At 45.0% G+C, this 13,591-nt stretch carries 12 protein-coding genes and 1 CRISPR repeat array; of the genes, 5 read left to right on the top strand and 7 right to left on the bottom strand.

The genetic code is table 11. The features are described from left to right. Positions 1 to 47: 47 nt before the first annotated feature. Positions 48 to 2,141, top strand: a complete 2,094-nt coding sequence (locus BN162_RS18315) for a glycerophosphodiester phosphodiesterase (protein WP_020224323.1) — start codon at positions 48 to 50, stop codon at positions 2,139 to 2,141. Positions 2,142 to 2,255: 114 nt separating this feature from the next. Here BN162_RS18315 and BN162_RS06705 read toward each other — a convergent pair whose 3' ends face one another. The 4 genes from BN162_RS06705 to BN162_RS06690 form a co-directional block, all read right to left on the bottom strand. Then, a complete protein-coding gene (locus BN162_RS06705) occupies positions 2,256 to 2,993 on the bottom strand; it encodes a CPBP family glutamic-type intramembrane protease (RefSeq protein ID WP_167539999.1) in 738 nt (245 codons plus the stop codon). A gap of 172 nt (positions 2,994 to 3,165) precedes the next feature. Next, complete coding sequence (locus BN162_RS06700) at positions 3,166 to 4,080, bottom strand: SPFH domain-containing protein (protein WP_020224320.1); 915 nt, start codon at positions 4,078 to 4,080, stop codon at positions 3,166 to 3,168. A gap of 27 nt (positions 4,081 to 4,107) precedes the next feature. Further along, complete coding sequence (locus BN162_RS06695; RefSeq protein ID WP_020224319.1) at positions 4,108 to 4,539, bottom strand: NfeD family protein; 432 nt, start codon at positions 4,537 to 4,539, stop codon at positions 4,108 to 4,110. Between the two features lie 14 nt (positions 4,540 to 4,553). Further along, the gene (locus BN162_RS06690) at positions 4,554 to 4,919 is read right to left on the bottom strand and encodes a hypothetical protein (protein WP_020224318.1); all 366 of its coding nucleotides are present in this window, start codon (positions 4,917 to 4,919) and stop codon (positions 4,554 to 4,556) included. Positions 4,920 to 5,070: 151 nt separating this feature from the next. Here BN162_RS06690 and BN162_RS06685 point away from each other — a divergent pair, with 151 nt between their 5' ends. Genes BN162_RS06685 through BN162_RS06675 form a run of 3 tightly spaced genes read left to right on the top strand, consistent with a single transcriptional unit; the run spans position 5,071 to position 8,368 of the window. After that, a complete protein-coding gene (locus tag BN162_RS06685; protein WP_020224317.1) occupies positions 5,071 to 5,829 on the top strand; it encodes an alpha/beta fold hydrolase in 759 nt (252 codons plus the stop codon). A gap of 1 nt (position 5,830) precedes the next feature. Beyond that, positions 5,831 to 7,438: a Mur ligase family protein gene (locus BN162_RS06680; protein WP_020224316.1), complete on the top strand. Its 1,608-nt coding sequence runs from the start codon at positions 5,831 to 5,833 to the stop codon at positions 7,436 to 7,438. A 24-nt stretch (positions 7,439 to 7,462) separates the two neighbouring features. Continuing rightward, on the top strand, positions 7,463 to 8,368 hold the full coding sequence (locus BN162_RS06675) for an isoaspartyl peptidase/L-asparaginase (RefSeq protein ID WP_167539998.1): 906 nt from the start codon (positions 7,463 to 7,465) through the stop codon (positions 8,366 to 8,368). 205 nt (positions 8,369 to 8,573) lie between these two features. Next, a CRISPR array of direct repeats spans positions 8,574 to 8,873; the repeat unit is 33 nt; unit sequence ATTTCAATCCACGCACCGCGTGAGCGATGCGAC. A gap of 212 nt (positions 8,874 to 9,085) precedes the next feature. Here the strand turns inward: BN162_RS06675 and BN162_RS06670 are convergent. After that, on the bottom strand, positions 9,086 to 10,351 hold the full coding sequence (locus tag BN162_RS06670; protein WP_020224314.1) for an AI-2E family transporter: 1,266 nt from the start codon (positions 10,349 to 10,351) through the stop codon (positions 9,086 to 9,088). A 178-nt stretch (positions 10,352 to 10,529) separates the two neighbouring features. Between BN162_RS06670 and BN162_RS06665 the strand changes: the two genes are divergently transcribed. After that, positions 10,530 to 11,765 (top strand): D-alanine--D-alanine ligase family protein, encoded by a 1,236-nt coding sequence (locus BN162_RS06665; protein ID WP_020224313.1) that lies wholly within the window; start codon positions 10,530 to 10,532, stop codon positions 11,763 to 11,765. Positions 11,766 to 12,028: 263 nt separating this feature from the next. On the opposite strand, the gene BN162_RS06660 is transcribed toward BN162_RS06665, so the two are convergent. Beyond that, positions 12,029 to 12,958, bottom strand: coding sequence for a ComEC/Rec2 family competence protein (locus tag BN162_RS06660; RefSeq protein WP_020224312.1), 930 nt, complete (start codon positions 12,956 to 12,958; stop codon positions 12,029 to 12,031). 290 nt (positions 12,959 to 13,248) lie between these two features. Beyond that, positions 13,249 to 13,563 carry a DsbA family oxidoreductase gene (locus tag BN162_RS19040; protein ID WP_020224311.1) on the bottom strand — a complete coding sequence of 105 codons (315 nt, stop codon included), beginning with the start codon at positions 13,561 to 13,563 and terminating at the stop codon, positions 13,249 to 13,251. Positions 13,564 to 13,591 lie beyond the last annotated feature (28 nt).

Genomic DNA, 13,591 nt, shown 5'->3' with positions numbered 1-13,591 from the left:
TAAAAGCAAACGTGGTATAATAAGACAGCTTAAAGGAGATTCCAATAATGAGAAAGAAGTGTCCGTGGCTGGGAAAAATTATTCAGTTTGAAATTATTTATCGAATTTGTTTATATTTGTTTGTCAATCCGCTGTTGGGACAGCTGCTTCGTCTTTATCTCAGTCGGGCTCGTTCAGGAATGACCTTTAACTCCGAGATTGTAATGGGATTTTTATCGGTGCCCGGTATTTTGCTGGCATTGTTTTATATGCTGGTCGGCACGGGACTGATTGTTTTTGAATTGGGCGTTATCCTTCATCTGATTGATAAAGGCCAACGTCAAGAATCGCTCTCTATTCGTGAAGCCTGCCGACAGTCTGTATTCTCATTGAAAGGAATCCGCAATCTGCAGCTGCCTTTATGCACCTTGTATTATGCCCTGTTTCTGCCCGTTGTCCATCTGGTTTATATCAATGCGCTGATTCCGCGGTTGCGTGTACCAGACTTTGTCATCGGCGAATTACAGCTGACAGCCGCAGGCCGGATGCTCGTCGGTGCTTTCTGGATTTGTCTGTATGGTGCCGGCATTTTTCTGATCTTTGTGCCGTTGTTGATGATCTTTCAGCGTTTGAAACTCAGCCAGGCTGTTCGTAAAAATATCCAGATATGGAAGCAGCTGACCAACAAGGCAAAGACTAAGCTGGCGCTAGGATGCGGCGTTTGGTTTTTGGCGGAATGGCTGATCGTCAACTTCCTGCCAAAGGCATTGCTGATCAACTCTGATTTCAATCGGTTTTTTTTGAAAAATTTAATTATGTCGCCGACCTTTCGCCTCTATTTAACGCAGTCATTATTAATTCAGTTCGGCTTTTTCTTGATGAGTCTGGCATTTTTGTATTTTCTGGTTCGTCTGGTTTCTGCACAGGGCGTGGTTATGCTGGAAGAAGAACCGGAAAGCGAAGAAGCGGAGAAACTCAATGAAGCTGTACAGCGTGTTCGCGGGGTAACCGCAGCGAGTGTTCAGAAGGTGAAATCCTGGGAGGGCTTCCATCAATGGATTCATCGTCATCCCTGGCTTAGCGGTCTGACAGCGGTCTTTATCTTATACTTTTTCCTTTCCGCAGTCTTTCCTGATTTCATCTCTGTTCTATTGCCAATTATTCTTATTGCCGGCGTGCTGTATCTTTTAGGATATATGGTGCAGAAGCTGCATTTGACGACTTTCAGCAAGCTGGATTGGGTCTATCAAAAAATTCATGGCTGGTTAAGCCGGCGACGGATTGTGCAGCGGCATCCTTGGCTAATCCGGATACTGATGATTTTAACCGTGCTGTACAGCGCTGATCTCTATCTTCGCCCTTTATCCCGTGAACATCAGCCCTGGTCAATTGGTCACCGCGGATCTATTTATGCCCTGGAAAATACGATTGAAAGCGTTCGCCAGGCAGCTATCGCTCAGGCGGATTATGCGGAAATTGACATCCAGCTGAGTGCTGATGGGATTCCGGTTGTTTTCCATGATGCAACGTTGTCACGGTTAGCGGGAGTGAATAAAAAAGTTGCGGATTTGACAGTGGAACAGCTGCAGGCGCTGACATTGACGGATACCGATGGCAAGTTAGGGAAAATTCCAACGCTGCAGCAGCTGATCGCGGCGATGAAAACCTGGGAAGAGGAAACCGGGCTGTTAATTGAATTGAAACCCGTAAACGGCAATCAAAAAGAAATGGCTAAGAAAATTATTGATGTCGTGGAAAAAGAAGATTTTGTATCGCGGGCTATTTTTATGTCGATCGACTACGAAGCAGTACAGATCCTGCAGCGGCTTCGTCCACAATGGTGGATTGGATATTGTGTTTATGGAACAGCCGGCGAAATGGACTATCGAATTTGGAACTGGAATATTGATTTTCTGGCTGTGGAGGAAAGTCAGATTTCGGTGAGCTTTCTCGAACAGGCGGGACGGGCCTGGATGCCGGTGTATGTCTGGACCGTGGATGACTATGATAAAATGAGAAACTATCTGGATATGGGCGTCAGCGGACTGATTACTAATTATCCGGATCTGGCACGAGCAGAAGTCGATGCCTACAAGGAACGGTATCCGCAATATTATGAATTTGAAGGATCAGGATATCCAGTATATGATTGGGAAGAATAAGCTAAAAAGGAATACTGCCAAACGGTATTCCTTTTTGCTTGCGGAAAGAATTAAGGGAACGATATCACAGAAAGAAGAAAGAACAGTGGAACTTAGAAAAGCAGGATAACGGGACTACGCGCCAAAAACAAGGAAACGAATGAAATCGACCAGGGCATGGGCTCCAATCGCAGAGGTCAGATTTACTTTCCATTGCAGCAAGGCAAACGGCAGCCCAAAAGCCAACGTCATGACGATTAAACTGCCGATTTCAATCGTTCCTGAAAAATGAATCAGCACATGCGGCATGATCATGCTAACCAGACAGAAGAACGATTGTACGCGGTTTAGCTCAGTGCCGCCGGTAACTTCAATGCAAAAGGCATACAGAAGAACCCGGAATAAGATTTCCTCAAATAAACCCGCCCGCAGGGCATCAAACAGAAAAATGAACCGAAAGGAAGGGGCCGCGGTTAAATGACCCAAGCCCAGTCCAAGATTGAATATTCCCAAACCAGACCCTGCGACTAGGATCCAGCCAATGGTTTTCCAGAGCTCTTGTTTTTGATGATGAAACAAGACGATCGGATGCTGAGCGTCACGTATTTTTGCCATCGCGGCGACATAGCCGGGAAAGACAAAGAATCCCATTAGCGGATTGGAAACCATGGCAGTCAATGCCATAACAGCACCCAAAATAATGTCGGCCCGTCGTATGTTGCGATGATAGCGAATCAGGAAATAAAGACAAAGGACGGCAAATAAGATGAACCATAAAATTGTTATTTTCAAGATAGCGCTTAAAATTCCAAGGCCGATCAAGCTTAGCGTCAGAAAGAATAAACGGATAGTGGCTGAACTTGGTTTTTCCATAATCATAGGACTCCTCTTTTAGTTACTTCCATCTATGGCAGTAAAACGAATGTGCAAAAATCCAATCTCAGACAAAGCCATCCAGCGGATACTTCCGTTTGGTCAACTTCGGATTTGAATTGATAAACTTACTGCTGAATAAGAAAAGGCGTCAAGACGGCGCCTTATTCCATTAATCTTTGTTGTCAACCGGTTTAATAACTTCGGATAAGGAAGCTAAGGTTCCGGCGATATCCTGCAGGTTGCTTGGGATGATCAGCTTTGTTGCTTTGCCATCTGCCATTTTCTGCAAGGCTTCATAGCCCTTTAAAGTTAAGAATTCCATGCTTGGATCTGAATTCTTAATCATCTCAATACCTTTAGCCTGAGCGGCATATAACCGTTCGGTAGCCTGAGCCTGGCCTTCCGCTTCCGCGATCATGGCTTCTTTCTTGGCTGTAGCGCGCAGAATCATCGATTCTTTTTCACCTTCAGCAGTCAGAATTGCGGATTTCTTCTCACCTTCCGCCCGCAGAATTGCCTCACGGCGTTCACGTTCAGCCCGCATCTGTTTTTCCATGGATTCCTGAATATCGCGCGGCGGGATGATGTTTTTAACTTCCACACGGCCGACTTTAACGCCCCAAGGATCTGTCGCTTCGTCTAGAATTGCCCGCATCTTGGTGTTGATGATATCGCGGGAAGTCAGCGTTTCATCCAGCTCCAATTCACCGATGATATTACGCAGGGTTGTCGCGGTCAGATTTTCCAATGCGCTGATCGGACGTTCAACACCATAAGTGTATAACTTCGGATCAGTAATCTGAAAATAAACGACAGTGTCGATCTGCATCGTAACGTTATCTTTCGTGATAACCGGCTGCGGATCGAAATCCTTAACGATTTCCTTTAAAGAAACTTTGTTGGCAACCCGGTCAATAAACGGAACCATAAAGTGCGGACCGGTATGCCATGTGCTGTGGTAAGCCCCCAATCGTTCAACCACGTAAGCCTTAGCCTGCGGCACAATTCGCACGCAGTAGCAGATAACTGCAATCACAATCAAAAAGACAACTAAGAAGATCAAAATCTGTAAGAACCCATTCATAATTTATTTCCTTTCTTGACTGAGTATTCAGTCCTCTAATTTTTTCACGAGGAGTTTAGCCCCCTCGATTGCAACAATTTCGACTAAAGAACCGCCGTCAATCGGATGTCCGTCAACACTGGATGCGTTCCAGACGACACCGTTCACCTTGAGTTCCCCCCAGGTTTCCCCGGTAATGTCTTTCAGCAGCTGGACATGCCGGCCAATCACACGATCAGCGTTCGTGGCCACAATGTTGCCGCGCAGATACTGCGAGGCCATCGGTCGGATCATTGCCAGACAGACAAGCGATGCCGCAAAGAAGATGACAACCTGCCAGATGAATGCCAGATTCAGCGCCATTGCAACTAAGGCGAACAAAGCTCCGACACAGAACCAGATACTGACAAGACTGGTTGCGGTCGCCAGTTCAACAATTAAAGCCCCCAAGAATACTAAAATCCATAAACCGAAATACATTTTTCCTCACCTCCTTATACGGGATTGTTCAGATCAATAATCAGCATTTTTTCGCGTTCATCAAACTGCGCGGGAACTTTAATCCCGTTGCATTCGATGCCTGTCAGCTGGGCGATTTCCTCAATCAGCGCTTTGTTGCTGATGCGGGCATATCCCTTTCCCATGGATACTTTATGCAGCTGCTCCAGCGGGATGAGTTTTAAATCTACTTCTCGCTTGGTTACGGGGCGGATCGCAACTTTCCGTTCTTCTCGGTCCAGTCCGATACAGCACCATCGAATATCTTCAAAATAGGCAGCCGCTACGTTGTTCAATGTGAAATTGTTTGGATACAAGGTCACTAACATCGTGTAGGCGTTGCCCTTAACCCACTCAAACATGACTTCGATCTCCTTTCTTTTACATGTCTCTATTATACGCTGAATCCTCAAAATCTTCAATATCTTATTTTGCTTATTCTGAATATTATTTTTGTACTTTCCAAGCTTGTGAAGATTGCATATAATAAAGTAGAAACAATGGAGGATTTTTATGCCGCAAATAAAAATTAACGGACTGAATATCGAAGTTGCGACAGAAGGGCAGGGCCGCGATGTCGTGCTTTTGCATGGGTGGCGGCAGCGTATGATCATGATGGAACCTGCTTATAACCATCTGAAGAAGCATTTCCGGGTTTTTAATTTCGATTTTCCTGGCTTTGGTCAAAGCGATGAACCGCCAGCTGCCTGGGGCGTACCGGAATACCGGGAATTTCTGGAGGCCTTTTGTCAGTCTTTTGACATTCAGGATCCGATTCTCATCGGCCATTCCTTTGGCTGCCGAGTGGCGATCCATTACGCTGCAAAAAATCCTGTGCATAAAATGGTGCTGACGGGCGCCGCGGGAATTCGGCCGAAGCAGAGTTGGCAGGCAAAAATAAAAATTGCGGGTTATAAGGCAGCAAAAAAAGCAATTTCAATGACAGGCAACGAAGCCATGCTGGAAGAATTTAAGCGCAAATCCGGATCTGATGATTACCGCAATGCGACCGGCGTCATGCGTGAAACCTTCGTTAAAGTTGTCAACGATGACGTCAGCGATATGCTGGAAGACATTACAGTTCCAGTCTTATTAGTATGGGGAGAAAACGACGAAGCCGCACCGCTTTGGATGGGGAAACAAATGGAAGCGAAGATGAAAAATGCCGGACTGGCAATTTTTGAAGGTGATGATCATTTCGCTTATTTTAACCAGAGCGCTCGGTTTAACCGGTGTTTGGATGTCTTTTTAAAGGAAGACTGGGAGGATTGACATGGATTTTTTACGACAGATTCAGGATTTGTTAGAAAAAGTGCTGTTTACAGCACTGCTTTTGTGTATGATGGTCGTTCCCTGGAAACATGCCTTGCATATGTTCCAGCAGAACCGCTATGAGCCTGGCCGCTATATTCAATGGGGAAAAGATCAGCTGAAAGTATGGAAGCACTGGCTGTTTCCTGTGTTGATCATTGTATTGGCGCTGGGGTGCATCATCATTCCGGATTATCGTCTGGGTAAAATCGCGACAGTGTGGCTGGCGGTCTTGATCGGCGGCATGATGCTGTATTTGGAAAAGAAGAAAAACTATATCAAACCTCTGGCGATGACAGCGCGGGTTAAGCGTCAGATTGCAGTGATGTTTATATTGAACTGTCTTTGGTTAATCCCGGCTGTGATGTTCACTGATTATCCTGTCTGGGTTGTCTGGGTGGTTGCGGCCTGCTGGATCAACTGGCTTTTCATTTTTCCGATGGCATGGATTACAAGCCCGTTTGAGAAGCTGATAAAAAAGCACTATATGAAATTGGCAAAAGATATTTTAAAGAAACATGACCAGCTGATTAAGATCGGGATCACTGGCAGCTATGGCAAGACTTCTTCTAAAAATATTCTGCAGCAGATTCTTTCTGAGAAATTCTACTCCTTGCCGACTCCCGCATCCTTCAATACACCGATGGGCATTACGATTACAATTCGTCAGCAGCTGAAACCCACGCATGAGGTTTTCATCTGCGAAATGGGAGCGGATCATGTGGGTGATATCGAACAGCTGATGGATTTTGTTCAGCCGCAGATTGGCTTGGTCACTTCGATTGGACCGCAGCATTTGAATACTTTCGGTTCTCAGGAAAATATCATCACAGAGAAAATGAAGATGATCGAGAAGCTGCCGGTTACGGGTTTCGGAGTATTGAATAAGGATAACGAGTTGATTCGGAACTACTATATTAAAAATAAATGCCCGATTGCCTGGTATGGGATTGAGCAAACGGATGTGGATTACCGCGCTGTGAATATCAGTTTTGGTCCGCAGGGGTCAACGTTTGATATTCATACTCGGGAAGGAGCCGATATTCCGTTTAAAACCCGTCTTTTGGGTGAACACAATATTGCCAATATTTTGGCCGCGGTTGCCGTTGGCCGGCATTTGGGAGTAAGCTGGGAGCAGCTGCAGAGTGCAATAGCACAGGTGCGTTATGTTGAACATCGGCTGGAAGTTAAAAAGATCAATGGTTATACCTTTATTGATGATGCGTTTAACTCCAATCCGGTAGGTTCTGCGATGTCCTTGCAGGTATTAAAGACGATGCCGGGAACGCGGTTTATCGTAACTCCGGGCATGATCGATTTAGGACCGCGCCAGCATGAGATCAACAAGCAGTTTGGTATGAAGGTGAAGGATTGTGCAGACGAAGTGATTCTGGTAGGCAAGCGGCAGACTGAGCCGATTGTCGAGGGCTTGCAGGCATGCGGTTTTGATATGGATCATGTGCATGTCGTAGCGACAGTCAAGGAAGCGTTTGCTTTGGTCTATCAAAAAGCGTCTTATACCGATACAATCCTGTTGGAGAATGATTTGCCGGATGCGTTTAATCAATAAGGGCAGAAAAGGATGAAATGGACTGTGATTGCAACCTGGAAAATGGCTGCAGAAGGGGTTAAGCTGGCTGAAACAGCGCTGCGGGAAGCAGGAACGGCTGAGGCAGCTTTGACAACTGTAATTACGAACGTAGAGAATGATCCTCGCTTTCATTCGGTTGGTTATTCAGGTTTGCCCAATCAAGCAGGCGTGGTTCAACTGGATGGGGGATATATGGATGGAGACACGTTATCGGTCGGTGCGGTTGGCTGTGTTGAAAATGTAGCGTCAGCCTTCACTTTGGCCAAACAGTGTGCCGACTATCAGTTTAATAATTTTCTGGTTGGTGAGGGCGCTCGGCAATATGCGATTCAATCTGGATTAGAAATGAAGAAATTGTTAACGCCAGAAGCGCAGATGATCTATGAGCAGCGAAAAGCGCAGCCAGAGTCCTTATCCAGCTATAAAGGACATGATACTGTGGGTGTCTGTTGTTTGGATAGCCGAGGAACGCTAGCTTCTGGAACATCAACATCGGGCTTATTTATGAAGATGCCGGGGCGTGTGGGTGATTCTCCAATTTGCGGAAGTGGTTTCTATGCAGACAGCGATATTGGAGCCGCGGCAGCGACGGGGGTTGGCGAGGAAATTATGAAAGGCTGTCTGAGCTATGAAGTAGTGCGTAGAATGCAGCAGGGGCAGGAGCCCCAAGAGGCGGCCTCAACTTTAGTTGCAGAATTTACCCAAAAGTTGATTCGTAAGCGTGGACAAGCTGAGGCGATTTCCTTAATCTGTGTAGATAAAGATGGCCGCTGGGGTGTTGGAACCAATATCAAATTTGCCTTTGTTGTCAGTGATCAAGATCATTCTGCGAAGGTCTGTGTTGCCGAACTGACATCGGAGGGGTGTGTAATTCGTCCTTGGAATGTTGCAGACCAAGATGTAGATTAGTTAGAAAAAGTAGCAAAGCCTGTTTTCATATTAAAATGAAGACAGGCTTTTTTCGATGTATATCCTTGAATGAGATAAGAACTGGTTAGCTGCTAAGCAATACTGATTTGTAAATTAACAAAGACAAATGGAACAATCTTAATGCAAGAAACAGCTTGAGCGATGCAACTAACTTCAGTGCTGATGTTGCCACACTCTTTACACTATTTCAATCCACGCACCACTTGCGTGATGCGACGCCACCATAAAATTCGCAAAAACCGCCATTACTTATTTCAATCCACGCACCGCGTGAGCGATGCGACCTATTATACTTAACCGTCTTGATCGGCCTGCACTATTTCAATCCACGCACCGCGTGAGCGATGCGACCGGTGGCAAATTAGTAACAAAACCAGGGGCTAGTATTTCAATCCACGCACCGCGTGAGCGATGCGACCCTGCTGCGGATCTCCACTAACGGGAGATTCAGATTTCAATCCACGCACCGCGTGAGCGATGCGACAGTTAATAAGAAACTAAAAGGTACCCATATGATTCTTATCGTATCTCTATCATAACTAAACATCGTTGTACTTACAATACTTTCTTCATTTTTCACATATTTCCGGTGCGAACCTCCTAGGGATTTCATGTTCACCTCAGGTTCGCACTGGATTAAAGTATAAAAAAGCAAGACTTTTAAAAGCCTTGCAGTGAAATTCTAATATTTAAAGTTTAATTGATTTCATCCTCAGCAGTAGGTGAAGCTTCTTCTTTTACCTTTGACTTCACACTTAGTAAGCCTGACTCATCTAGAACCTGTCCTTTTTTCCGCATCCGGCTATTAACGAATTCACCTAATAAAGTGTACAGTACAGCTGTTGCTGGAACAGCAATTAACATGCCAAATAATCCCAATAAACCGCCGAACACCACGATGGAAAGCAGAACCCAGATTCCTGGAAGGCCTACTGAGTTTCCTACAACTCGGGGATAAATCAGATTGTTTTCAAATTGCTGAACAATTTGGAAGTAAATCATGAAAAACAAGGACATCCATGGATTGATCGCAAAGATAAGAACACAGCCGAAGGCCATGCCAAGCATTGCTCCGAACATAGGAACAATACTGGTGACTCCAATTACAGTGCTGATTAACATCGCATAAGGCATCTTGAATAAAGTCATGGAAACGTAGTACAACATAGCTAAAATACAAGCTTCCAGCAGTTGACCAGAGATAAAGTTGGAGAATGTCTGGTTTGTTTTTCTACCCAAGGTCAAAACTCGGTTGGCAGCCGATAATGGAAGCAAGGCCCCGATTAGTTTTTTTAGCTGCCGAATGAATTTTTCTTTGCTGGAAAGCAAATAAAGACTTAACATAAAACCCATAACCCAATTACTTAAACCAACGGTGATCGCCGAGATATTGTTAATCACGGTCATGCCTGTACCGCCGACCCAGTTGGTAGCAGTTTGGAGAAGTTTATCTGCGCTCAATCCAAGTTGATCTAAAGCAGCCTGCACTTTCACGGTATCGAAATCCCATTCAATGTTTTCCAAATGCAAACTGGCTAATAAGCTGTTGATGTTTTCCACAATGTTGCCTAAATAAACAACGCAGTTGTTGAACAACTGAACGATGGAAGCAATCAGCTGTGGGAAAATAATACTCGACAAAACAAATAGGACAGCCAACGCTAAAAGCAAAGTCAGAAAAATTGAAATGCCCCGCACCTTTGGTTCTTGCTGAGGTTTGGTTTTTTTGTTATGCGGCAGAGCCTGAATCAACTTGATTAATCCTTTTTCGATCGCTTTCATCGGCTGATTTAATACGAAGGCGATGCCGATGGCATAAAACAAGGGAGTTAACAGATGAAACAAGCGGCGGAGAACACTCATCAGATCCTGAAAGTGTAACATCGCAAAAAGCAGCAGTACAATATACGTGGACAGCCACATCCAGGGCTTGATCTTTTTTAAGATATCTTTAGGAATCATAATCTTATCCTTTCCATCAATAAATCACGGTTAGTTATAGATTATAATGATTAAGCTTAAAATACAAGGTCAACCTGATGAAAATCTGATATAATAAACAAGGATTTCCTGGAAATCAAGGAAATGGAGGACCCCTTCCGGCATACAGTAAGAAGAGGTCAGATTAGGAGAGTGAAGTATGAAAATTCGTGTTGGAATAGTTTTCGGCGGTGAATCCGTCGAGCATGAGGTCAGCGTGATTTCTGCTCTGCAGGGCATCGAAGCTCTGGATAAAGAACGTTATGAAGTAATTCCGTTATATGTATCAAAACAGCGGGATTTTTATTCATCCCCGGCATTATTGGATATCGAAAACTATAAAGATCTTAACGAACTCATTCAAAAAGCAACGCCGGTTGTTCTGGTGAAAAAAGGCAAGGAAGTGATTGTTGAACCTATAAAAAAAGGCCTGTTCACCAAGCCGATCGGCACTGTCGATGTGATTGTTCCGATCATGCACGGAACCAATGGTGAGGATGGAACAATTCAGGGATATTTGGAGATGCTGAAGATTCCATATGCTGGATGTGATGTCATCGGTGCGGCCGCGGGCCAGGACAAAGCAGTGATGAAGCATATTCTGCAGAACAGCGGCCTTCCGGTCTGTCCATGGCTGTGGCTTTATGGACATGAATTTGCACAAAAACAGGATGAAATTTTAGCTAAGGTTCATGAACTGGGTTATCCAGTTGTCATGAAACCGGCGTGCTTGGGATCTTCGGTGGGGATAACGATTGCCCATAATGATGAAGAATTCATTGCCGGTGTTGAAGATGCCCGACAGTATGATAACAAAATCGTGGTTGAACAGATGGTCAAAAATCTGCGGGAGATCAACTGTTCCGTTTTAGGCAGCTGTTTTGACTGCCAGGCCAGCGTGCTTGAAGAAGTCGGCAAACAGGATGAGATTATGAGCTTTAAGGATAAGTATTTAGGACAGTCTGCCGCAAAGGGCGGTTCTAAGTGCGGATCTAAGGGAGGAGCCAAGAGTGCTGAAGGCGGAATGGCCAATGCGGCGCGCATCGTGCCGGCTCCAGTGGATGAAGCAACGACGGAAAAAATCCGAAATTTGGCTATCGAAACGTTCAAAGTGTTAGGCGCCAGCGGTGTCTGCCGGATTGATTTTATGATGGATGGAGATTCCGGGGCAATTTATGTGAATGAAATCAATACCATTCCAGGCTCTTTGGCTTACTATCTGTGGCAGCCGGTAGGAGTCAGCTTCACTCAGCTGATGGATGCCTTGATCACCCAGGCGATTGATCGGCAGCGCAGACGGGAGAAAATGATCTTTTCCTACGAAACAAACTTGCTTGCCAGCTACAGCGCAAATAAGAAAAGCGGCGGCACCAAAGGAACCAAAGGCACAAAGTAAAGCAGCTCCGGCGTGCTGAATCGTTTCTCTTTCAAAAAATCCCGATGGCCGATTCAAATACTTTTTTAGTAAAATTGGATTTTGAGTCGGTTTTCTGATAAAAGTAATCATTGATAAAAGCTAGGAAATCAGTAAAAAACAGTTTGATTCTTGTCGCTTGATTTTGTTAAGCAGACAGGCAAACTGTTTTCTTTATGCTGAAATTTGAGAATGGAAATGCTTGTTTTCGAATAGAACAATCCGGAAACAGCTGGCGTAAAGCCTTAGTTATGAATCGTATAATGAACCCCATCACTTTCAATCAGAATGGTCCCTAACTGATCTGTGCGGTAAACAGAGAATCCCAGCTTTTCATACCGTTTTAAAACATCTTCAGAAGGCAGCCGATAGTCGTTGTTTAAGCCGACTGAGATAATTACGTCCTGGGGATTGACCGCTTCCAAAAACGCTTGGGTGGAAGAAGTATCAGAACCATGATGAGGAGCTTTAAGGATGTCGGCTTGAACGGGTGCGTAGCTGTCCAGGATATCTTTTTCTGATTTGGCCTGCATATCACCGGTGAATAAAATGGAAGTTTGGCCATGAACATAGCGCAAGACCAGAGAGGAGTTGTTAACTTCAGAGTAGTCTTCACTTAATGGTCCCAAGACAACAAATTGATCCTCGCCTAAAGAAAACGTATCCCCAGGCTGGGGGTGAATCAGGGCTGTCTGAGTGGTTTCGATAGCCTGAATCACATCTTTATACGATTTGGATTCCAGCGTTCGCTTTGGTAGCATGACCGTATCGACGTCAAAGGAGTACAATACGGCGTCCAATGAGCCGATGTGATCCTCATGCGCGTGCGTACCAATCGCGTATTTCAGGTGTGTGACGCCCTGCTGCTGAAGATAATCGGTGACCAGCTTGGCATCAGCGTTGTTTCCTGCATCGATCATCATCGCTTCCTCCCCGGACTGAATCAAAATCGCATCCGCTTGCCCGACATCAATAAAATGAACAGTCAGGGCTGAATTGACCTGGGTATGAACTGGGGAAGGTGTGTTTTTGAATGGGGAGGCAGATTCAGGAAGCAGTTGCGGACTGAAATATCCCAAACCCGCTAAAAGGATCGCTCCAATTAAAGAACCCCATGTGAGCGGCGTTCTCTTTTTAGATCGCTGTACTGAACGTTTGCGTGTTGTTTTTCTCATGAATCTTCTCTTCTCCTTTTTCTTGCCTGTCGCCTAAGATCAGACGAATTATTTTCATGGATGCAAGGCTGTAAGCAGTTCTTTGTAAAAATTGTTGATAAAAGAACTGAGTCTTATTATCTCGAAAAATTCTAGGAACAACAAGTCTTGTTTTTTTTAGACAGCAGAGCAGAAGATACTTAAAAAAACAGCCCTCGGTTTAATCTGTGAACGCTGTTTTATGAAGAACTCAGAATTTGTTTGGTTTATTGAAAATCATGCTGATCGTGGGAAAAGAGAAGGCAAAACACTTATTCCGCAGCTGGACCGCAGCCTTCCGAAGTACAGACCATCCCAGCCATTGTTTTCTCAGACTGATCCAAAATGATTGTCCGCCATTCCTGCGGTGTGTGATATCCTCGAATTTCTTCGCCATGGATTCGATAAGTCGGAATTCCTTGGATCCCCAGTTCCGCCTTGGCTTCCCAATCCCGATCGACTTCGGACCGGTAAGTTCCTGCTTCCAGAGCCTTTAAAAACGCAGCTCCATCCAATCCCAGCTGATCCATAATTTCCCGCAGTACCACAGGATTGCCGATATCTTTCTGCTGCTGATAAGAAAACATCGAAGGTCAGTTTTACATAATCCAACCC

Source organism: Holdemania massiliensis AP2, from assembly GCF_000327285.1.
GTDB lineage: Bacteria > Bacillota_I > Bacilli_A > Erysipelotrichales > Erysipelotrichaceae > Holdemania > Holdemania massiliensis.
This window is presented reverse-complemented; position numbering and strand designations above follow the sequence as displayed.